General features: G+C 45.4%; 16 protein-coding genes and 3 pseudogenes. 13 read left to right on the top strand and 6 right to left on the bottom strand.

Annotation, left to right across the window (positions count from 1 at the left end; all coding sequences use genetic code 11):
* Positions 1-57 precede the first annotated feature (57 nt).
* From RIC07_RS34030 to RIC07_RS34015, 4 genes are all read left to right on the top strand, one after another.
* On the top strand, positions 58-180 hold the full coding sequence (locus RIC07_RS34030; protein ID WP_446378589.1) for a hypothetical protein: 123 nt from the start codon (positions 58-60) through the stop codon (positions 178-180).
* Between the two features lie 815 nt (positions 181-995).
* Positions 996-1,163, top strand: a complete 168-nt coding sequence (locus RIC07_RS34025) for a hypothetical protein (protein WP_446398371.1) — start codon at positions 996-998, stop codon at positions 1,161-1,163.
* 333 nt (positions 1,164-1,496) lie between these two features.
* Positions 1,497-4,511: a PAS domain S-box protein gene (locus RIC07_RS34020; protein ID WP_446398370.1), complete on the top strand. Its 3,015-nt coding sequence runs from the start codon at positions 1,497-1,499 to the stop codon at positions 4,509-4,511.
* Positions 4,512-4,661: 150 nt separating this feature from the next.
* Positions 4,662-5,282, top strand: a complete 621-nt coding sequence (locus RIC07_RS34015; RefSeq protein ID WP_446349470.1) for a hypothetical protein — start codon at positions 4,662-4,664, stop codon at positions 5,280-5,282.
* 29 nt (positions 5,283-5,311) lie between these two features.
* On the opposite strand, the gene RIC07_RS34010 is transcribed toward RIC07_RS34015, so the two are convergent.
* Positions 5,312-5,806, bottom strand: coding sequence for a GNAT family N-acetyltransferase (locus tag RIC07_RS34010; protein WP_446378595.1), 495 nt, complete (start codon positions 5,804-5,806; stop codon positions 5,312-5,314).
* Positions 5,807-5,926: 120 nt separating this feature from the next.
* Positions 5,927-6,060: pseudogene (locus tag RIC07_RS34005) on the bottom strand (UDP-3-O-(3-hydroxymyristoyl)glucosamine N-acyltransferase); the annotation flags it as partial.
* A 236-nt stretch (positions 6,061-6,296) separates the two neighbouring features.
* On the opposite strand from RIC07_RS34005, the gene RIC07_RS34000 reads away from it, so the two are divergent.
* From RIC07_RS34000 to RIC07_RS33990, 3 genes are all read left to right on the top strand, one after another.
* On the top strand, positions 6,297-6,773 hold the full coding sequence (locus RIC07_RS34000) for a thiol-disulfide oxidoreductase DCC family protein (RefSeq protein WP_446398369.1): 477 nt from the start codon (positions 6,297-6,299) through the stop codon (positions 6,771-6,773).
* Positions 6,774-7,340: 567 nt separating this feature from the next.
* On the top strand, positions 7,341-9,158 hold the full coding sequence (locus tag RIC07_RS33995; protein ID WP_446398393.1) for a glycosyltransferase family 39 protein: 1,818 nt from the start codon (positions 7,341-7,343) through the stop codon (positions 9,156-9,158).
* 104 nt (positions 9,159-9,262) lie between these two features.
* Positions 9,263-10,249: an endonuclease/exonuclease/phosphatase family protein gene (locus RIC07_RS33990; protein WP_446398368.1), complete on the top strand. Its 987-nt coding sequence runs from the start codon at positions 9,263-9,265 to the stop codon at positions 10,247-10,249.
* 364 nt (positions 10,250-10,613) lie between these two features.
* Here RIC07_RS33990 and RIC07_RS33985 read toward each other — a convergent pair whose 3' ends face one another.
* Positions 10,614-11,633 carry an isochorismatase gene (locus RIC07_RS33985; RefSeq protein ID WP_446398367.1) on the bottom strand — a complete coding sequence of 340 codons (1,020 nt, stop codon included), beginning with the start codon at positions 11,631-11,633 and terminating at the stop codon, positions 10,614-10,616.
* A gap of 154 nt (positions 11,634-11,787) precedes the next feature.
* Between RIC07_RS33985 and RIC07_RS33980 the strand changes: the two genes are divergently transcribed.
* Positions 11,788-12,735, top strand: a complete 948-nt coding sequence (locus tag RIC07_RS33980) for an NAD(P)-dependent alcohol dehydrogenase (RefSeq protein ID WP_446398366.1) — start codon at positions 11,788-11,790, stop codon at positions 12,733-12,735.
* Positions 12,736-13,137: 402 nt separating this feature from the next.
* Positions 13,138-13,569, top strand: a complete 432-nt coding sequence (locus RIC07_RS33975) for a hypothetical protein (RefSeq protein ID WP_446398365.1) — start codon at positions 13,138-13,140, stop codon at positions 13,567-13,569.
* A 101-nt stretch (positions 13,570-13,670) separates the two neighbouring features.
* On the opposite strand, the gene RIC07_RS33970 is transcribed toward RIC07_RS33975, so the two are convergent.
* Both RIC07_RS33970 and RIC07_RS33965 read right to left on the bottom strand, forming a co-directional pair.
* Entirely contained in the window at positions 13,671-15,215 is a 1,545-nt protein-coding gene (locus tag RIC07_RS33970) for a mercuric reductase (protein ID WP_446398364.1), read from the bottom strand.
* 344 nt (positions 15,216-15,559) lie between these two features.
* Positions 15,560-16,345 (bottom strand): TVP38/TMEM64 family protein, encoded by a 786-nt coding sequence (locus tag RIC07_RS33965; protein WP_446398363.1) that lies wholly within the window; start codon positions 16,343-16,345, stop codon positions 15,560-15,562.
* Between the two features lie 219 nt (positions 16,346-16,564).
* Here RIC07_RS33965 and RIC07_RS33960 point away from each other — a divergent pair, with 219 nt between their 5' ends.
* The 4 genes and pseudogenes from RIC07_RS33960 to RIC07_RS33945 all read left to right on the top strand — a co-directional run bounded on the left by RIC07_RS33960 (position 16,565) and on the right by RIC07_RS33945 (position 19,515).
* On the top strand, positions 16,565-17,146 hold the full coding sequence (locus RIC07_RS33960) for a TetR/AcrR family transcriptional regulator (RefSeq protein WP_446398362.1): 582 nt from the start codon (positions 16,565-16,567) through the stop codon (positions 17,144-17,146).
* A 184-nt stretch (positions 17,147-17,330) separates the two neighbouring features.
* Positions 17,331-17,712 (top strand): annotated as a pseudogene (locus RIC07_RS33955) (zinc ribbon domain-containing protein); the annotation flags it as partial.
* A 52-nt stretch (positions 17,713-17,764) separates the two neighbouring features.
* Positions 17,765-17,899: pseudogene (locus RIC07_RS33950) on the top strand (alkene reductase); the annotation flags it as partial.
* A gap of 290 nt (positions 17,900-18,189) precedes the next feature.
* On the top strand, positions 18,190-19,515 hold the full coding sequence (locus RIC07_RS33945; protein WP_446398361.1) for a hypothetical protein: 1,326 nt from the start codon (positions 18,190-18,192) through the stop codon (positions 19,513-19,515).
* Between the two features lie 354 nt (positions 19,516-19,869).
* Here the strand turns inward: RIC07_RS33945 and RIC07_RS33940 are convergent, their stop codons facing one another.
* Positions 19,870-21,633, bottom strand: coding sequence for an ABC transporter substrate-binding protein (locus RIC07_RS33940; protein ID WP_446398392.1), 1,764 nt, complete (start codon positions 21,631-21,633; stop codon positions 19,870-19,872).
* Positions 21,634-21,667: the final 34 nt, after the last annotated feature.

The raw sequence follows: 21,667 nt of genomic DNA, 5'->3' as shown, positions 1-21,667 counted from the left end.
TTAATACTTTTTTATACTAAAGTATTACTGTATAGAATCTGAGGTGACTAGACGTAGATGAAACGAACCACGATTACGATCAAAGTGACTGTCGAGCAAAAGCAGCAGCTTAAACAGGAAGCCGAGAAAGACAAGCGAACGCTGTCAAACTATATCAAAGTGAAACTTGGCTTACTCTAAGCCAGGTACGTCTCAATTCTGGCTCAAAAGTGCTGTTTTTGCTAAGAAATGCCCGATTTTAATGTCTGAGAGGAGGATTTGACCTATTTTGATCTCGACTGATTGATTTTGGCGATGAAGCGTCATATTAGGCGATTTAAAACTTGCATCAGTTTTATGCAAAGCTTACTTGTAGGTTACTAAACAGTGACAAGATAGCGATCCCATTACATTGGCAGCTTGCCACTCCTGAACTGTCTAATTACAGAGAATTTGTAGGGAGTACAGCGCTATTGGTTTCGTTAAGTTGTTGGCTGATTCACCCATAAAACAGTTGGAGCGTGGCAAGTTGTCTATCTCTAGATAGGGGAATTTTTTCTGTAAAAATGAGCTTATTTTGTAGTCTAATTAACTGAAATATATACTCCAATAAGCTAAGAAACTTACCTTTTGTTTATATTCTCTGGTATTTGGTATCAATTTTAACAAATTTTCGATAGAATTTTGGATATTAGTGATTGGGAAGTCAGATCAAGTAGGTGGCGAGAATTAACGTAACAAGAGCGACTTGATTAGCTGGGTTTGATCGTTACTCTTAAGGAGTCGGACACGATTAAAGTGGACCGTTGAGATTGAGAAAACTTTCAGCCGTCACGCATTGAAATTAGGAATGGGTAGGGAGGATGACGCATGAAAATCCCCGCCGTTAATTTTGATTGTGCCTACCGATTTAACACGAGTGCCACGGACTTAAAGCAGGTGGGCAATGCCCACGCTACTGGACTGACACAGCTAAAATTGTGGAATAGATTTGACCGTGAAATTGGGCGCACGCCATGCGCCCCTACAATTCTAATCCACCAATTAAGGTGTGCCGTGCCACGCCACTACGGTATATCAAAGGTTTCGGCGATTCCCTCCGGCTGATTTCAGTGCCATTAGATTTAAGACAACTCCCCTGTTCATACCGAGTGCGATCGCTTTCATCAGAGAAAAATCAGTAGATGTAGCTCGATTTAAGAACTTGCCTTATCATGGGTGAGTTGGTTGGTTACCAATGGTCAACCTCTCCTCGAATCAGAATCTTTCCATTGACCATTCCTGGCACTGACAACACCTACCACTGAGGAAACTGGGTGTGTGTGGTAGATGACAGGCGATTTGAGCTAAGGACTTTACAATTAGTTACATGAATGTGCATAATGGCAAACGTTAACATCGATTAACATTTTTTATGTTAAAGGCGAGAAAATTTAATAAAATTTTAAGCATTCAACCGTTCACTCCCGCAAAACCCTCGCAATAGTTGAGCCACGCATCTGAGTGTGGAGAAAATCATGGCTATTTTACCCAATTCCCTTGAATCTACCCCCAACTCCACCAAAGACCAACAGGCACAGGAATCGCACCAACACAGCGAAGCCCAATTTCAGGCGTTAGTTGCCAATATTCCGGGCGCTGTCTATCGTTGTACCTGGAACTCGACGGGGATGATGACGTTTGTGAGTTCAGCGATTCAGGATATTTCTGGCTATGAGGCGTCAGAGTTTATTGGCGATCGCATCCGTTCCTTTGACAGTATTATCCACCCTCACGATCGCCGTCGCGTGAAAGAAAGCGTGGGGCAAAGTATTGACAACCAACACCCCTATATGCTGGAGTACCGGATTGTCCGCGCCGATGGCAAAATCGCTTGGATCTATGATAAAGGTCAAGGGACGCGGGATGAGAATGGTGTCGTCCAATGGCGGGATGGCGTGATCCTGGATATTAGCGATCGCAAACAAACAGAACTTCAACTGCGGGAAACCCAAGCCTTTCTCAACTCCGTGATCGAGAATCTCCCAGTGGGTGTCTTTATTAAAGATGCCAACGAGTTGCAGGTGATGTACTGGAACAAAACCAGCGAAGAACTCTTGGGTTACTCGAAAGCCCAAGTTCTGGGTAAGAGTGACTATGATTTTTTACCCTACCAGAACGCCCGACTCTTACGGGCGAAGGATCGACAAATTCTCATGGGGGGTACGTTAGTCGATATTCCCGAAGCCCCCTTGAACACGCCCCATCGCGGCGAACGCATCGTTAATACCAAGAAAGTCCCCTTGCTGGATGAAACCGATACACCCCAGTATCTATTAGGGATTTTTGAAGACATCACAGAACGCAAGCAAGCCGAAGCCGCCCTACGAGAATCGGAACGTCATTATCGCTGTATCGTGGAAACCGCATCCGAAGGGGTTTGGGTGTTTGATGAGAATAACCAAATCACCTTCGCCAATAGTCGCATGGCGCAAATGCTAGGGTATACGATCGCACAAATGCAGGGGCGATCGCTGTTTGATTTTATTGACAGCGAATCCCAACCGCTGATCCAAACCTACTTAGAACGTCGCCGTCAAGGAATCCAGGAACGCTACGATTTCAAGTTTCGCCGCAAAGATGGATCAAATCTATGGGCGATTATTTCGGCGACGCCACTATTTAATGATCAAGGAGGATTTGTCGGCGTACTTAGAATGATTACCGATATTAGCGATCGCAAACAAGCCGAGGAAGCCTTACAAGAGAGAGAACAATTTTTAAGCAGCATCCTCAATGGTGTGGAAAACTCCATTAGTGTCGTCGATGTTCATCAACACCAGAGTGAACCTGATCGATCCTGGGAATTCCGTTATGTGGATGTGAATCCCGCTTACGAACAGTTAATCGGTATCCCCGCCGAACAGTTACGGAATCAACCCCTCGGTGCGATCTTACCGCCGGATCGGGCAATCACGATAACTGAACATTACACAACCTGTGTCCAGACGGGAACATCCCTATCCTATGAAGAATGTTTTAGTGTACAGGGACAAGAACGGTGGTGGATTACCACATTAACCCCCCTGCGTGATCAACAGGGGCAGATTTATCGGGTGGTGAGTACCAGTACCAACATCACCCAGCGCAAGCAAGCAGAACAAAAAACGGCGCGATTGACGGCGATTTTGGAAAGTACCACCGATTTTGTCAGTATGTGTGAACCGGATGGGACGCTTCTCTATATTAATAAGGCGGGGCGGCAATTGGTGGGACTTGATCCAGATCAGGAGATCAGCCATCTGCGGATGTGGGATTTCCATCCCCAGTCGGTGAACCAACGGTTGTTCGCCGAAGCCTTACCCACCGTGATCCAGGACAAAGTATGGCAAGGTGAAACCTCACTCCTGCACCAAAATGGTTGGGAAATTCCCGTATCTCAAGTGGTGATGGCGCATCCCGGCGCAACTGGAGAGGTGGAGGTGTTTTCCACAATTATCCGGGATATTAGCGATCGCAAACAGGCGGAGGAAGCCTTGCAGAAATCGGAACAGGAGTTGAGAGTCAAAAACCAGGATCTCCAGCACACCTTAGATCAACTCAAAAAGACGCAAACCCAACTGATTCAACAGGAAAAAATGGTTAGCTTGGGTCAGATGGTGGCGGGTATTGCCCACGAAATCAATAACCCGATTGGTTTCATTGCCGGGAATATTACCTATACTCGTCAATATGGGACAGAATTGTTGCATTTATTGCAACTTTATGCTAGGCATTATCCCCAACCTGTTGCCGAAATTCAAGCCGAGATTGAGGCGATTGATTTAGACTTTGTTAGGGCAGACTTTCCCAAACTCTTGAACTCCATGGAAGAAGGTGCCAATCGCATCCGCCAAATTGTCTTATCCCTGCGGAATTTCTCCCGTTTGGATGAGGCGGAGATTAAGCCAGTGGATATCCATGACGGGATTGAAAGCACGTTACTTGTCTTACAGCATCGACTCAAATCAAAACTGAATCATCCAGAAATTCAGGTTGACAAACACTATGGCAACTTGCCATCGGTGGAATGCTACGCCAGTCAGCTTAATCAGGTGTTTTTGAATATCCTGGGGAATGCCATTGATGTCTTAGACACCCACCCAGAACCCCGCAAAATTACGATATGTACGGCAGTGAGTTCTCAATTACCCGTTGTACCATTGGAGGAGTCACCAGAAAACGAACCCCAGAACTCGCAACCGATTGAACGGGTAATTATTCGGATCAAGGATAATGGTCCGGGTATCCCCGAAGCGATTCAACACCAAATATTTGATCCCTTCTTTACCACCAAACCCATTGGCACAGGGACGGGTTTAGGCTTATCAATTTCCCACTCAATTGTGGTGGATAAACATGGGGGACAATTGACCTGTATTTCTCAACCGGGACAAGGGACAGAGTTTGTGATTGAGTTACCCGTGAAGCAAAAATCGCTCTCGTCTGCGCTTAAGTTTTCCTTTGGGGAATCCTTCGCCTTATCACCCAAGTTTGTCCAGTCGCCAGCCTAAAATCAGGTAGTCTTATGGTGGGTGTGGGTTTAGACAGTCTCTGTGTTGGTAACGGATAACGGCTCAACCCAACCCGCCCCAGCGTTAACAGGCAGCTAATGACTTCACTCAACCGGATAGCTTCAATGGATAGTTTTAGAGGCAGTAAAAATGGCATACAGTAACTTTAGTTTAGCCAAAGTCAAAGAGGAGTTTGATTTAACATTTACTGAAAATCAAAATGTTTTTGCTCAAGTAGAGCCAACCAACTCCTCAGAAATTTTATCCCTACTCTTGCCTGACTATATTCTGCTGGCAACAGCCATTAATACAGAAAAAGCACGTTCTGAATTACTTATTTCTCAAATTTTAACCGAGGTGAGGCGCCAGTTAAATGCTCAGGTCAGTTTATTTTCAGGAACCGATTTTAACGTTGATGAAGAATTGGGATTGAATGGATACTGTGATTTTATTATTAGCGCCTCATCTGAACAGTATTTCATTAGCACTCCTGTAATTATTGTTGTGGAAGCAAAAAATGAGAATATTATCGGGGGATTGGGTCAATGTGTGGCAACAATGCTAGGAGCGCAGTTGTTTAATCAACGGGCTGCCCATGAAATCCCGATGATTTATGGTGCTGTCACGACGGGTACGATTTGGAAGTTTTTAACCTTGGCAGGGAAGTCAGTTTTTATTGATGCTGTTGACTATCATATTAAGGAAGTGGATAAAATATTAGGAATTTTATTGCAGCCAATTCAGCAGTATTTATCAACTCATGTTGCTTAAGAATAGGCACTGATACACTTATGGGCAAATTATTCATCTCGAATTCTTGCCATGAAATAAGCATCAATGTAAACGCCATCACGAAAGTCAGATTTCTTCAGCGTTCCCTCTATCTCAAAACCGTATTTCTTGTAAAGCGCAATCGCGGGATTGTTGTTGCAATATACCCCTAACTCCAATCGTTGGAGATTAAGCCATTTTTCAGCTACATCAATAATCGCTTCGAGAAGTTGGGAGCCAATGCCCTGATTTTGATAATCATCTCGTACAGCTATACTGATTTTTCCAACATGGGAACGACTGCCTTGGAAGAGAGTGAGATTGACTATCCCGATCACTTTTCCTCCCACAACTGCCACTAACCCATATCCTTCTCGTACAATCTTTTCCGTTCGTTGTTGGAAGTCTTGGCGGGATTGATAGGGTAGCTGGGAAGCAAAAAATAAACATTTCGGAGAAAGATAAATTTCGGCAATATCTTGCCAGTCCGAGACTTCTAAACCGCGAAGGGTAACTTCAGTCATTGATATTCTTCCCTGCCCTGTTGTATTTTATCGCTTCCATATAAAAAGCATGCTTGTTTACAAAACAAGCGTGGGCGTGCTGTTTTCTTTTGTCCGACTACTTATCTTTCCTTATGTTGCTTGATTGGCAATCCCGACTTGACCAGCGAGAATCACCTCACCCGATTCCCCACATTCACACCCCTAGCCAAGCCAACTTGCGCCGCGATCGCACAAGCACCTCCTACTTAACACCCATGACCAATTTGGACTAATACCAAGTTGCGTTCTATCATGTCTAGGAACAGCGTTGCGTGAAGCGAAGCTATAGCGAGGAACGAGATACGAGAATCTGGACAGATGCGCGAGCGTCATTCCGTTTCACTGCATTCTGCTCAGCATGACAGATTCTACCTTAGACGGTAACAGAGATAAGTTGACAGGGCAACCCCTATTTATTAAGATTTATTAATATAGCGATAAAACCGTTGACAAACGAAGAAAAATATTGATGTCTAGCGCTGAAACCCTAACCCGATCCAATCCACAAGCCCCATCCTGGCAAATCAAGCTACTCTATGATGGTGAGTGTCCCTTGTGTCTACGAGAAGTTAACTTTCTCCAAGAACGGGATGCGGGTAGAGGATTAGTGAAATTTGTCGATATTGCCGATGAATCCTATAATCCTGAAGACAATAGCGGGGTTGATTATGAAACGGCAATGGGGCGTATTCATGCAATATTACCAGATGGTAAAATTATCAAAGATATTGAAGTATTTCGTACTGTATACGAGATTCTAGGGATGGGTTGGATATATGCCCCAACTAGCCTACCCATCCTCAATGGTTTAGCCAATCAAATTTATACTATCTGGGCAAACTTACGCCTCAAACTGACAGGACGCCCCAGTCTAGCCACCTTAGTTGCCCAACGTCAACAGGGTTTAGAGTGTCGGGATGATCAAAAATGTCGCCTAGAAGGTTAATCTAGATGTAGAGATGTGTCTTACCGATAACGTTGGGCAAAGGGAACTTGATTAATGGTGCGTTACGCTTCGTTCTCCTCACGATAATGTCGTGGTCAAGCTAAAATTGTTGAATCGGGCGCACGCCATGCGCCCCTACAGTTTCTGGATGTAATTCTAATTTATCAAATAAGATGTGCCACGATTTAGAAACATAGTAGAGGTGGCTTTAGGCACAATTTTAGGAGCGGGTTTAGGAACTCTGTAGGGGCGGGTTTAGGAACTAAAGTCAGCTATTCACCGATAACGCAAAAACTAAACCCGCCCTGGCTTACTGATAACGGCAAAACAAAAATTGCTCTTGTTGGTTATTATTAACTGGACAATTAAACCTGTCCTAATGAACTGGGCTTTGTTTTCCAGGTTGGTTGGAGGTGAGGCTGACTTTTATGGCGAAGACAGCGCAACTACAAACTTTTAATTTAACCCGTTCTAATGAGCTTGGCATTGACTTAAAGGTTGGTTGTAGGTGATGCTAGCTTTGATGGCGAAGACAGCGCAACTACAAACATTATTCCTCTGTTCCCGTTGAATATTTTACAGCCCCGAAAAAAGTTTAATCTACTCCTGCTACTGGTATGGATTGTCATTGGTGCGGCGTTGCGCTTCACCAATCTTACCCTGAAGTCCCCTTGGACGGATGAGTTTGCGACGCTGGTATTTAGCTTGGGCAATAGTTTTCAGGCTGTACCCCTTGACCAAGCTATTTCCCTAGAAACATTGTTGCATCCTCTAAAACCTAACCCTGACGCTGGCGTGGGTTTAGTCTGGCAGAAGCTGTTAACCGAGGATCACCATCCGCCACTTTATTTTATGCTGGCGCATAAGTGGATGCAGTTATTTCCCACTTCAGGAGAGTATATCTCACTTTGGGCGGCGCGATCGCTCCCGGCTTTTTTGGGTGTTCTCTCTATCCCAGCCATGTATGGATTAGGCTGGCTGGCGTTTCGTTCTCAGGTTGTGGCGCAATTCGCCGCCGCGATGATGGCGCTGTCTCCGTTTGGGATTTATTTGGCACAGGAAGCCCGTCATTATACTTTAGGTATTATTTGGGTTATCGCTTCCCTGAGTTGCTTTGTTGTGGCGGTACAGCATCTCAAAAGCCGCACACCTTTACCGATTAAGGTGGTATTAGTTTGGGTTCTAGTGAATAGTTTGGGTATCGCTACCCACTATTTTTTTAGTTTGACCCTTTTTGCTGAAGGAATTGCCCTGATGGGATTGGGGTTGTGGCATTATCGTGTTGGGTGGAAACCAGGGATAAACGGTAGGGAAACGCCCGTGGAGTCATACCCAGACAAGAATTTAGCCCCAAAACCGTTGAATTGGTGGCGGATTTTTGCGGCGGCGATGGGAACAGGAATTGGTGGTTTGGTGTGGATACCTGTACTGCAGGGAGGGTATGAATCCCAGATGGCGGATTGGATGATGCTGAACCGGGAAAGTCTATTGAGTTGGATTAATCCGATTTTTCAGACGTTGGCGGCTTGGATTACGATGGTGTCGCTGTTACCTGTGGAATCCTCGTCATTAGGGGTTGTGCTGGTGTCTGGGGCGGTGATGATTGGGTTCTTTGTCTGGGTTATTCCCTTTGTTTATCGGGGAGGTAAAACCTTGGTGCGACAAGCTGAAACGCGCTGGCAGACTGGGGTTTTAGCGGGGTTTGTCTTGAGTGCGATCGCGCTATTTTTTGGTATTACTTATATTCTAGGCAAAGACTTGACCAGAGGCGCACGATATCACTTTGTTTATTTTCCGGCTGTCATCCTATTAATCGCCGCCGCGTTAGCTGTTATCGGGAAAACGTCTCACAAATTACACAACTTTTCCCTTTGGCGAAACCGGGGTCAACTTGTCGTCGTGATGGTGGGAGTAATGGGAGTATTAAGTGGGATTACGGTGGTTAATAACTTAGGCTATCAAAAATATTATCGTCCCGACCTTTTAGTGCCAATTATTGAGCAAGCATCCTCTTCACCCGTTCTTATCGCGACTACCCATAATACCTTAGTGCAAACAGGGGAAATGATGGGAATTGCTTGGGAGTTGATGAATCATGACTCATCTGCAATCAAGAATCCCCAATTTCTCCTGGCTCATCAAGACCAATATCGCTGTCAAGCGTCAACCTGTCCCGCCTCAATTACTCTTGCACAAACACTAGCTCAACAACCACGCCCTCTAGATATATGGCTGGTCAATTTTAAAGCAACAGTCACCGATTTACCAAACTGTTATGCGGAAGATTCTTCTCAGTATCAGGTATGGGTGGATGGTTATAATTATCAACTATATCACTGCTTGGCTAATGATTATGAGGGTTCCTCGGCGTCAGATTTGCCGTAATGCCTAAGTGGGTGGACACAATCAAAGTTAACGGTTGAGATTAGGGAACTCTTAACCGGGAATAGGGAATAGGGAATAGGGAATAGAAAATTATAATTCATAATATGAAGCCTCTATACAATCTTGCCTGTTTCGGTGCGCTGATTCTCGCCGTTTGCATAACAGCATCCACACTTGTCGGAACATTAGCACAACAATGGTGGATTGGAGAGTTACTAAGCCATCCCCGTCCCCAATATGCACTTATTTTAGTGTGTTGTTTGCCATTACTCGTTGCCCGATTCCATCAATTAGGTTGGCTGGTTCTGATACCACTGCTGCTTAATTTGACAACCTTTGCTCCCCTTTATTTCGGTAAACCATTACCTCTATCTCTATCTACCCCTTCATTCACAGCGCTGCACTATAACTTAGATGCCACATTGCCTGATCACACAGTAGCATTTACCTACTTACGCAAGCATCCCGTTGATATTCTATTACTGCAAGAATTAACACCAGAACTAGAACGCCGTCTAACTACCGCTTTACCTCAATATAAAATCGTGTATTCTCACCCGATGAAGAATACCCATGGTTCGGCATTTTTACTCGCCGCCGATAGCGATATTCAGGTAATTTCAGCGAACGTGGTTAACCTCCCGCACTATTCTCCACGTCCCATGATTGAAGCCCTTTTGGACATTAGTGGACAAGAGGTGGCGCTGCTGAGTTTACATGTTACCCGTTCCCGTAATGCTGGCACATCGGCGTTTCAACAAACAGAATTAGCGGCTGTTGCTGAATGGAGTCGCGCCCAGCAAACTTATTCAGGACGAAATGTTTTGATTATCGGTGATTTCAATACTACACCTTGGTCGGCTCGTTTTCATCAGTTGAAAAAAGAGGGTGTACTGCTGAGTTCTGAATCAGGGTATGGTGTCCAATCAACGTGGCCCGCTTCCTTGCCACCTGTGCTAGGTATTCCTATTGATCTTTGCATTTATAGTCAGGGTATTACTATTGTAGATCGATATATCGGTTCTTTTTTAGGGGGTGATCATAGACCCTTGTTTATCCAATTTCAGTTATCGGAAATTTCGGCAAGGTAGAGCAGTAATTGTTTTGTATAACGGTTCTGGGTTTCTCGGTTAATTTTGTTCCTAAAACCACCCATACACTGGATGTTATGCCCCGATATCAGAGTTTTATATTAACCTTGAACCCGATGAAAAAACCAGCCTATTTTTAGTGCGATCGCACGCCATAGATGTAGGGGCAAGTTTAGGGACAATTTGTAGGGGCGGGTTTAGGGACTCAATTAGATAGTCACCTCAAAATCAAAAACAAAACCCGCCCTCCTCACCTCAAAAACAAAAACAAAACCTGCCCTCCCCACCTCAAAATCAAAAACGAAACCCGCCCTGATTCCAACCCTAATTTATTGCAAGTTTTTTGCTGTTTTTTGCCCAACGTTCAATCAATAAGTTCAGTCGATTTTACACAATGCATTCCCGCATCAGCAAACCGTTGAAACGCCGCCTCAGCTTGTTCCGTAAAATCCGCACCCCCAGGAACCACAACCGGAGACGTACAATCGTCCAGTAAATAAACCTTCTCGGCTAACTTAGGATCTCTGGCTTGAATTTCACCCAGCAAGTTATCAATAGTCCAAGCCACACAATGGCTCTTGGCTTGACCAGCAATAATTAACTGGTCAAACTCTAACAATTTTTCCATAAACGGCGTGTTCTTTTGGGCAATAGGTTCGTCATTCTGGTCGAAAAGAACTTCCGCCTGGAGAACCGAGTAATTTTCAGTCAGCGGATGACTCCCTTTCATTTCAAAATGGGTCTGACTTTGACGAGCAACATTATGGAATAAACAAGCCTCTTCCACCGCAGACACTAAAGCGTGACTAATTCCGCCCAGCATGGCATGGTAGGGCCAGATAATTAATGGATATTTACTATCGCAATTGAGCGTCTTGGCATAATGTAGGGCATAATCTTGTAACCATTTCTCATCACCCTGGCGAATCCGAGGTACAACGGCTGGGTTAATTTTCCACACCCCTTTTTCTACGTCCTCCATAGAGATATTAGTCATTGCGGGTGGATGTTCTCCAGCATCGTTAATCCAAAATATAGGATGAAAAATTTGCATCGCGGTATGGGTATCCATCGTCGCCGCAATTTCGGTGATGACTCCTAAATTGCGGTAGATAAATTCACACAATCTTACATTATCATCAACTGCTCCCGTACCCGATTGACCACCGACAAATAATTCAAAGTCGGGAATACAAAAGGTATTCTGCACATCGATTAGCAATAAACCAATCCGGGTTTCATCTTCATGGGCGGGCTGGAGATGATGCTGTTTTGCCCAAGCTTCGGCTTGGTTGACCCGCTCTTGATAGGGAACACGCCAGACATCTCCAACGTGATTGGAGTTGAAATGGGAGGGGATGGGGAGTTGAGTATTAGTACTCATCACGAATCAATCCTGTTCACGAAAGCATCTGACAACTATACTATTGATTATTAACTCACGTTCAGAGTCTTCCTCAAGACTGAGATATTGTTCTAGAGAGTATTGTTACATTTTAGAAGAATTGGTAATAATCTTTGTGGAGAAAGAATAGTTAATGAAATCTGTTGCAATTAATCAGTATGGTGGCACGGATGTCTTACAAGTTATAGACTTGCCAACTCCACCCGTCAAAACCCATGAGATATTGGTCAAAGTCCATGCTACCAGCGTTAATCCCATTGACTGGAAAATCAGACAGGGAACGTTGCAACTCTTAACTGGCTATAGCTTTCCTATGATTTTGGGATTTGATATTTCTGGGGAAGTTGTAGACGTGGGAACGGCTGTAACTCGGTTTCAACCCGGAGACCAAATCTATGCCTGTCTTGATAATCTCACGGGTGGTGCTTATACGGAGTATGCGGTTTTGTCGGAAAAAGCGGCTTGTCCAAAACCCGAAAAGCTTTGCCACAAAGAAGCGGCGGCTGTTCCCTTAGCCGGACTCACAGCGCTGCAAGCCTTGCGAGATGAGGGAAAAATTAAAACGGGGTACAACGTGCTGATTAACGGCGCGTCGGGTGGTGTGGGTACCTTAGCGGTACAAATTGCCAAGGCGTTTGCCACTCAGGTGACAGGGGTTTGTAGTGGTAAAAATAGTGAGTTCGTGAAACAATTGGGTGCTGACCGAGTGATTGACTATACTCAGCAGGATTTTACTAAGGATACTGCTAAGTACGATATTATTTTCGATGTGGTCGGCAATCAATCCTTCTGGAATTGTCAAGACTGTTTGCAACCCAATGGTGTCTATATTACGACTCAGCCCTATCCGGGTAATTTCCTGGAGAGTTTTGTCACGGCGGTTCTTCCGGGAAAAAAAGCTAAAGTTGTGGTTCTCAAATCCAATGGTTTGGATTTAAAGTCTCTGAAAGAACTGATTGAAGTTCAGAAAGTTCGCCCAGTCATTGCCCAAACCTATCCTCTCTCTGCGGTTGCTAAGGCGCATCAGGAGAGTGAACAAGGTCATGTTGTGGGTAAGTTGGTGATTGTGGTTGACAATTGAAGGTTTTGACTCTTCGCTGCGTTTGAGGAAACCTGGTTTGTAGGGGCGGGTTTAGGGATTTTCTTTTCGCTTTGATGATAACGTTTGTGCAAAACCCGCCCTGACTTAACCCTTATACCCCCGCACCCTGAAAAGGGCGGGTTTAGTCAAGTTATGGGTTTGTGCCAAAATGTTATCGGTAAAACCCGCCCCTACACCTCCGCACCTCTGCACCTCCGCACCTCTGTACCCTGAAAAGGGTGGGTTTAGTCAGGTTAGTGGTTGGTGCCAAAATGTTATCCGTAAAACCCGCCCCTACCCGCCCATCTGTGTAATTCTTTAGAAAATGTTAATCTTTACTTAACTTTGCTGGGCTATAACAGAAAAAATCCTCGACTCTAGTAGCATTGCAGGAGATAGTCCTTGAGTAGTCTAGGCAAGAAGCGATTAGAAACCTTATGGGCGATCGCAGGATATGCGGCGGGTGGCGGTACGGCTTGTGCTGCACCAACTCCCTGTGCGGAGATACCGAAACAAATCCTGGTAGCAGCTTCTGATATTTTGATGTATACCACGATTTGGAAGATCTATTTTCAGGAAGATTTATCCCAGAAAGATCTTTTGGGAATGCTAACCGAATTGGGTTTAGTCACTCTTGTCGGGGCGGGAACGGCGTATGGGGTAGCTAGAGGGAGTACCGCCTTGCTCAAAGAAGTGTCTGACTGGGTAGGACTGGCAGGTTGGGGCGCTTGTGCGGCAATCACCGGTTCGCTTACGGGTATAGTGGGTATAGCCTGGGCAATGTATTGCGATCGCCGTTATTGCGAAACACATACTCATGTCCTATCCAGTTGAATCCTGATTGATTGATTGCTCGTTCGTTCGTAGTCGGCACTTTAGTGCCATCAGCGCTAAAGCGCTTACTACAAACTTACTACAAACTTACTACAAACTTTCTAAGAAAACTTAGTGAGTAACCCTAAAAAGCGCTTTGTATTGGGTGTCAGCAGTGTGCGCCGATACGCATCAGCCGCTTTCTTAATCCCTTCCGCTTGCGTCGGATAAGGATGAATCGCACCACTCAGCTTACTCAACCCCACGTTTCCCACAATCGCCGTTGTCACTTCACTAATCATCTCCCCTGCATGACGCGCCACGATTGTTGCCCCTAAAATTTTATCCGAACCTTTCTGATGATGGATTTTCACAAATCCGTCCTCTTCCCCATCCGCGATCGCACGATCTACCGTATTAAATGGTATCTTAATCGTACTCACCTTCATTCCCTTTTCCTGAGCTTCATCTTCATACATGCCGACATGGGCAATTTCAGGGTCAGTATAGGTTACCCAAGGCATGACTAAATCACTGAGTTTAGATCGCCCTAAGCCAAAGGGAGAAAACAACGTATTTTTAATTACAATTCGCGCCGCTGCATCCGCGGCATGGGTGAATTTCCATTTCATACAAATATCACCAGCCGCATAAATATTCCGATTCGTTGTTTGTAGATAATCATTAACTTTTATCCCTTTGCGGTGGTACTCCACGCCAACGGCGTCTAAATTCAACCCTTCTATATTTGGCGCACGCCCTGCACCCACTAAAATTTCATCAACAATGATCGACTCATCCTGACCATTACAGGTATAGTGCAGTAACTTACCTTCATCCATCTTGATTGCCCGTTTCATCTGGCAATCTAAGACTAAGCGAATGCCTTCTTTTTGAAACACATTCTGCACAATTTCGGCGGCGTCAGTATCTTCTTTATTTAAAAGGTGAGAATGGCGATGGAAAAGAATTACCTCACAGCCTAAACGACGGAATGCTTGTGCCAATTCACAGCCAATGGGCCCTCCGCCAATGACTGCCAGGCGTTTGGGGCGTTCGGTTAAGGAAAAGACAGTTTCATTGGTTAGAAATCCTGTTTCTTCTATGCCATCAATGGGCGGTCGTACAGCCCTAGCCCCTGTCGTAATTACGGCTTTTTTAAACCGCAAAAGCTTATCCCCAACAGCAATAGTATTAGAATCTTGAAACGATCCTTCTCCTAAGAAAACATCAATATTATAGGTTTGTTTAAAGCGTTGGGCTGAATCATGATGACTAATTCCAGCCCGGAGTTTCCGCATCCGTTCCATGACGGCGGTAAAATCAATATCAATCTGTTCAGGAGGACGAATTCCAAAATCTCCCGCTTCTTTCATCTGGGCGACAACACGGGATGAGCGAATAATACATTTAGATGGCACACATCCCACATTTAAACAATCCCCACCCATGAGATGGCGTTCGACTAAGGCAACTTTTAAGCCAATATCCATTCCAGCAGCACCGGCGGCGGTGACTAATCCCGCCGTTCCTGCACCAATTACCACCAGATCATAACGCTCGGCGGGTTTGGGATTAACCCAATCCGGTGGATGAACATAGGAAACCAATTGCTGGTTATATTCATCCATTGGCGGGACAATTACTCTCTCAGATGTTGATGTCATCAGTTACTCCTTAATAAGTAGTCAGACAAAACTAAAGTTAACGGTTGAGATGAGGGAACACCTCGACTTACCTCGGCTTACCTCGGCTTCGCTCGGTAACACGCTCGGTGTGTAACAGGGAACAGGGAACAGGGAACAGGGAACAGTAAGGGTTTTAGGCTTGTTAACATTTATTAGTACAGGGTACAGAATTTCTGTCCAGGTACTTAGTGATTGGGGAAAAGGTGATTTTTTTTAGTCTCTCACTTTGATCGGGGCGGGTTTAGTTACTTATGGGTGACAAAAAAAGATAGTTGTAAAACCCGCCCCTACAGACTCAAATACCACGTCTAGAACATTCAAAACTAATCAGAAACGCTTTCATCGAGAACCACATCATCCGAGACTTTTTCATCTAAGGCTTTTTTAGCAACTTTGGTGACATATACAGTAACAGCAACGGTGGCGATAAATCCAATAATCCGAATTGTCCATTGCACCGCCGGATTAGTCGGTTGTGCTTCTGTCCCCACCATCGCTAGACTACCCGCTAAAGAACCAATATAAACGTACATAATCGTTCCGGGAATCATACCCACAGAACCGAAAAAGTAGTCTTTCAACGAAACCCCAGTTAACCCATAAGCGTAGTTTAATAAATTAAAGGGAAACACAGGCGACAGTCTGGTTAATAAAACGATTTTAAATCCTTCCCCACCCACTGCATCGTCAATCGCTTTAAATTTTTCGTTCCCAGCAATTTTCTGCGCTACCCAACCCCTCGCCAAATACCGCCCTACCAAGAAGGCGGCGGTTGCTCCCAGGGTTGCGCCAATAAACACATAGATAGAACCCAAAACAACGCCAAAGACAACGCCAGCGCCTAGAGTGAGGATGGAACCGGGCAGAAATGCTACGGTGGCAATAATATAAAGTACGATAAACGCGATCGCACCAACGGGACCGAGATCTTGAATCCACTGCAAAGCGTTGCGTAACCAGGCTTGGGGATTGAATCCTGAACCCGTGGCTGATTCCTGCGCCAAGGCGGGATTGGCGGCAATTAGTAATGTTGTACCAACCGCCAGCAGCGTGAATAGGGTTAGCTTGTATAGCTTTCTCGGGTTTCGGGGACAGAATTGGCGTTGCATTCAGTTGTCTCTCCTGTGTTGACCTATCTGATCAATCATGCGCCATCCCAGGTGCATCGTTATGATTATCCTAAACGGATACTCTGAGAATTCCCTGAAAATAGACGAAATGTCTGATGAATTAGGACTCTAAATCTCCTATTCCCTATATCCTTAAAAAAATACTTGACTATTCGTTCCAGAAACGGTAAAGTCTTCCTAGAAGCAAATACGAGAGTGATGGCTCGACACAAAGAGTTCGACCGAGAGGAAGCGTTGGAGAAAGCCATGGAAACGTTTTGGTGCTATGGTTACGAAGGAACGTCAATCCAAGTTTTGGTCAAAAATATGGGCATTAACCGAGGGAGTCTCTATGATACCTTTGGTGATAAACGCGCTTTATTTAAATCCGCGATCGCACATTATGATAAAACCGTGGTTAAGAATGCGATCGCCCGACTCGAAGCCCCGGACGCCTCTAAGTCAGCCATTATTGATCATTTCTATACTCTGATTGAGCGAGCGGTTACAGATGTTCAACGGCGAGGCTGTTTAATCACCAATACAGCGGTTGAACTCTGTCCCCATGATCCCGATACCGCGACTCGTATCGCCACCCATCTGGAACGGATTGAACGGGCTTTTTATCAAGCGTTACTCAGGGCAAAAGATAAAGGAGAACTCAGCAATAAACATGACCTAAACGCTTTAGCCAGTTTCCTTACCTGTACCTTACAAGGCTTGCGGGTTACCTCTAAAGTTAACCCAGATCGGGAGGCTTTGCGGAGTATTGCTCAGGTAGCGCTCTCGGTTCTCGACTAATTCAACTCTTTTTTTTAACTATTCTGGAACGTTTATTCCATAAAATTAAATGACTGGATAATTTTCATGACATTGACTTAACAGGGGTTTGGGGAGGTCGTAAGACCCACACTGTAATCTGTGATGAGCGTGCTGGGATACACGACTCCCCAAGGTCAATTTAGGTAACTCAATGTTCGCTTAAAAAGGGATGTTGGGTAAGCAAATGCTTGATGCGGGGTTTGGTCAATTCCGCACCATCACCCAATATGTGTGTTGGAAGCGTGGAAAGTTTTTTGCTGTTGTTGATGCCAGAGGCACTTCTCAGGAGTGTCCTGAATGTAAAGGTGAAGTCAAAAAAGACTTGGATTACCGGGTACATGATTGTCCCCATTGCGGTTTTAAAACTGACCGCGACGTAGCTAGTGGTCAAGTCATCAGAAACCGAGGAATAGAGCTAATCAGTACCGTTGGACAGACGGGAATCGAAAGTGCCTGTGCAGCCGATCTACCGGGGGTTGGCGAAAGCCAAAACCATCCAAGTGGCGCAACCCCGAAAGGGAATAACCAGGAAATCCTCAAAGTGATTTGGGGGAAGCCCACACCATAATTTTCAATTTGGTGTGGGAGGATGTCACTGCCAATCCTGACTTACCCAAGCGGTTTAAGCTGAATGCTCCCCTAAACGATTATGATCGCTCTACCTTTTATCGGGGTGATGAGCATGGATATACAGATTATCCGTTCTTAGAGGAGTCTCAGCAAGCTAGTTAATCCAGGGCGCGATCGCATGTTGGTAACTGGGGTGCGATCGCGAGATTCATCCATTTATACCAAGTTGCGTTATCGAATATCATTCTGAGCGAAGCGCGAAGCTCCCCTACACCCCTACACCCCTACACCCCTACACCCCTACACCCCTACACCCCTACACTTATTCAGCAGCCCCTAGTTACTGTTCCTCAAACCCTTTTGTATCGGAGTTCGGCTTTCTGTAAATCTCAAGCCTGAGCCAGACTTCTATACTTGAGATAGAGACTACAGAAAACTTTACAATAACAACTATGGCTCCCGATCCCAAAATAATGAATAGCGTCGAGCAGCTCGGCTATCGCGTCACCGTGGGTGACGTAGCGGCTAAGGCGGGATTGAATATCAATCTAGCCGAACGAGGATTACTAGCGCTAGCCTCCGATGCAGGTGGACATTTGCAAGTCGCCGAGTCAGGTGAAATTGCCTACCTGTTCCCCAAGAACTTTCGGACAAACCTGCGAAACAAATTCCTCCGATTACGATTGCAGGAATGGTGGTCAAAAATTTGGCGTGTCTTATTTTACCTGATTCGGATTTCCTTCGGGCTTCTCCTCTTACTTTCAATTGTCCTAATTTTTCTCGCCATTTCGATTATCGTCATCAGTATCAGTTCCAGCAGCGATAGTGATTCGGGTGGTGGCGGTAACGGGGGTTCTAATCGAGGCGGCGGTATGTTTTTTATGCCCCGCTTCTGGATTGGACCCGACATCTTTTGGTTTTTTGACCCCAGTTACGAACGCCATCGACAACGGCGCACCTCCTGGAATTCGGCTGAGAGTAAGCAGATGAATTTTCTGGAGTCAATTTTCTCATTCCTGTTTGGCGATGGTAATCCCAATGCGGATTTAGAAGAACGGCGCTGGCAAGAAATCGGTACAGTGATTCGCAATTCCGGCGGTGCGGTTACAGCCGAACAGATTGCTCCGTATCTGGATGATATTGGTACAGGCTATCAACGGGAATATGAGGATTATATGTTACCCGTTCTCAGCCGTTTTAATGGGCGTCCAGAAGTTAGTCCCGATGGAGAAATTATCTATCACTTCCCCGATTTACAGACAACTGCACAACAGCAACATCCTCAGCCTGTTCCCTCTTACCTGCAAGAACAGCCTTGGCGCTTTAGTGCGGCTACCAGTGGGCAAAAGATACTGGCAATTGGGTTAGGCGGCGTGAATATTGTCGGTGCTTTGATGCTGGGTTCTCTATTAAGAGGAGGCGAACTTGCTGCCGAGATAGGTGGATTGGTGGCGTTTGTCGCGTCAATTTACTGGTTTTTACTGGGGTACGGGATTGGGTTTTTAGCGATTCCTTTGATTCGTTATTTCTGGATTCAACGGAAAAATAGTAAAATCGCAGCCCGAAATCAGCAACGACAGCAGGAAGCATTAGCGCTGGCTCAAGGTGATGCCAATTTACAGAAAAAGCTGGCGTATGCCCAACAGTTTGCGGCGCAAACTGTAATTGGGCAAGAGGATGTGGTGTATACCAGTGAACAGGATTTACTGGATCAAGATTTGCAACGCAAAGACCAAATTGATGCTGAGTGGCAACGCCGTTTAGAGTCGGGTTCTTAGGTAGCTAAGTAGGTGGGGACAATTAAAGTTAACGGTGGGGATCGTCATTCGTCATTCGTCATTCGTCATTTGTAAGGGTTTGAGGCTTGTTAACATAACTTAACATGGTTGAGTTTATTTCCACCAACCTACTTAGGGCTTGCTGAATAAGTCTTGTGGTGGGGAGAGGCAATAGGGAATAGGCTTTCTTGCAATGGTTTCAACCCTCTAGGCGGGTTTTGTTGTTCATTTATCGGTAAATAGCTGACTTTAGTCCCTCGAAGACAATCGCGTGGTGATCAGATTTGGGTATGGAGTGCGATGTTTCTTGAACCATCCATAAAACTGGCAGTCAGATTTCCCCCCTAATTCCCCTTAATCTTCAGAAATCCTCAATTCGTGGATATTCCAGAACGCGCCCCCTAAAGCCGAATACTCAATCCCCTCCACGCGATCGCGCACAGCCGTCATAGATAGAGGATTCACCAAATAAATAAAAGGTAAGTGTTCTTTAATCAGGCGTTGGGCTTCACCATAAATGGCTTTGCGCTTCTGTTCATCTAACTCTTGAGACCCTTTAACATAGAGATCATTAATCTCCTTCTCCCAAGGTGCGACTTCCCACCCCTGAATCTCCGGTTGACCAACCGTTGGTTTTTGATTAAAACTGTGCAATCCGCCTTCAGTAGACCAGACATTGGCACTATTATTGGGTTCTAATCCGCCACCGGAAAAACCGAGGAGATGACATTCCCAATCTAAGCTATTACTGAGTTTTTCCACCAAAGTACTAAAAGCAATCGGGTTAAAATCCACTTGCATACCAATTTTCGCCAAATCCCGTTTAATTTGCGCTCCCATGGCTTCGCGCAGTTTATTCCCCGCATTGGTAATTAAGGTAAAACGCACTCGATTCCCTTGATCGTCGAGGAGTTGTCCTTCATCGTTATACTGGAAGCCCGCGTTTAACAGTAATTCTTTGGCTTTGTCCAGATTATATTCGTAAATTGGCAGTCCCTCTTCGGGAGACAAATAATAAGGACTTTGTACCGGAAGATTGGAATATTGCGGTTCACCCAATCCCCGAAACGAGTTATCAATCATCGTTCTTCGGTCAATTGCATAAGCCACCGCCTGTCTAAATGCCAAGGTATTGAACCAACGAGATTTCATCGGTTCAATTAAGGGTTCGCCATCCCGACTTCCTTTGTTCAGGTTGAAGGAAATAAAACTTGAACTTAGCGTAGGACCGCCAACGTAAATGTTAAAGTTACTGCGTTCCTCTTCCCGTTTAAGTAGGGAATAGAAATCCGGTGAGACACTAATCGCATCTAACCCACCAGAACGAAATTGTAAAAAGGCAGTATCGGTGGATTCAACAACTTCCCAGAAGAGGCGATTAATATAAGGTTGGGGTTGACCTTGAGATCCTTGACGCCAGTAATGGGGATTGCGGCGAAAGACTAAGCGTTGATTGGTATTGTAGCGATCCAGTTGATAGGGTCCATTGACCACAATTTTATCCGGGTCAGTATCCACCCCCCAAGTGGTCATAAACTTGGGTCTTCCTTCTTGGTCTTTCTCAGTTACCGTATCCTTGAGGGCGTGGGCGGGTAAAATTGCCAGTCCTGTGGTGCGGAGAAAGGGCGCAAAGGGTTCGGGTGTGGTAAATTCAACTCGTCTTTCATCGAGTTTCCGCACGCTGGGAAAGCCGCGTGTTTCGCCAATTCTGAGAATGTCGCGAACATCGGTGGGAATGTCTTCGTTGAGATAGATATCGTTATAGGTAAAGACGATATCATCAACCGTTAAGGGTTCTCCATCAGACCACTTTAATCCCTCGCGCAGGGTAAAAACAATCCGCTGTTGGTTATCGGAGATGTCCCAAGACTCAGCCAGAGAGGGTTCAATTTCTCCGGTGACACCATTTTCAGTGACCAGTCCCTCGTAAGTGTAACCAAAAATATTCGGCGACTCCTGAGAGAGGGCGTAGTTAAAGGTTTTGGGGTCACTGAGAATACTGGTGACAAGTTGAGAACCCTGGGCGGCTTGTGAGGTAAAGAGTGCAGGGTTACAGGCGGATAGTGCGATCGCGACGACACAGGTGAGTAAACTGAGAAACCAGCGTCGGAGAGGAATGTTTGCCAAGATAGTCACGAATCCGATTCAACAA

Source organism: Coleofasciculus sp. E1-EBD-02, from assembly GCF_040218245.1.
Classification (GTDB): Bacteria; Cyanobacteriota; Cyanobacteriia; order Cyanobacteriales; family Coleofasciculaceae; genus Coleofasciculus.
The sequence above is the reverse complement of the archived record's forward strand: the minus strand, read 5'-3'. Positions and strand labels throughout refer to the sequence as shown.

Bases quoted from the DNA above. Each gene is read 5' to 3' on its own strand.
- RIC07_RS34030 (WP_446378589.1), top strand. From the start codon at position 58: ATGAAACGAACCACGATTACGATCAAAGTGACTGTCGAGCAAAAGCAG.
- RIC07_RS34025 (WP_446398371.1), top strand. From the start codon at position 996: ATGCGCCCCTACAATTCTAATCCACCAATTAAGGTGTGCCGTGCCACG.
- RIC07_RS34020 (WP_446398370.1), top strand. From the start codon at position 1,497: ATGGCTATTTTACCCAATTCCCTTGAATCTACCCCCAACTCCACCAAA.
- RIC07_RS34015 (WP_446349470.1), top strand. From the start codon at position 4,662: ATGGCATACAGTAACTTTAGTTTAGCCAAAGTCAAAGAGGAGTTTGAT.
- RIC07_RS34010 (WP_446378595.1), bottom strand. From the start codon at position 5,806: ATGACTGAAGTTACCCTTCGCGGTTTAGAAGTCTCGGACTGGCAAGAT.
- RIC07_RS34000 (WP_446398369.1), top strand. From the start codon at position 6,297: ATGTCTAGCGCTGAAACCCTAACCCGATCCAATCCACAAGCCCCATCC.
- RIC07_RS33990 (WP_446398368.1), top strand. From the start codon at position 9,263: ATGAAGCCTCTATACAATCTTGCCTGTTTCGGTGCGCTGATTCTCGCC.
- RIC07_RS33985 (WP_446398367.1), bottom strand. From the start codon at position 11,633: ATGAGTACTAATACTCAACTCCCCATCCCCTCCCATTTCAACTCCAAT.
- RIC07_RS33980 (WP_446398366.1), top strand. From the start codon at position 11,788: ATGAAATCTGTTGCAATTAATCAGTATGGTGGCACGGATGTCTTACAA.
- RIC07_RS33970 (WP_446398364.1), bottom strand. From the start codon at position 15,215: ATGACATCAACATCTGAGAGAGTAATTGTCCCGCCAATGGATGAATAT.
- RIC07_RS33965 (WP_446398363.1), bottom strand. From the start codon at position 16,345: ATGCAACGCCAATTCTGTCCCCGAAACCCGAGAAAGCTATACAAGCTA.
- RIC07_RS33960 (WP_446398362.1), top strand. From the start codon at position 16,565: ATGGCTCGACACAAAGAGTTCGACCGAGAGGAAGCGTTGGAGAAAGCC.
- RIC07_RS33945 (WP_446398361.1), top strand. From the start codon at position 18,190: ATGGCTCCCGATCCCAAAATAATGAATAGCGTCGAGCAGCTCGGCTAT.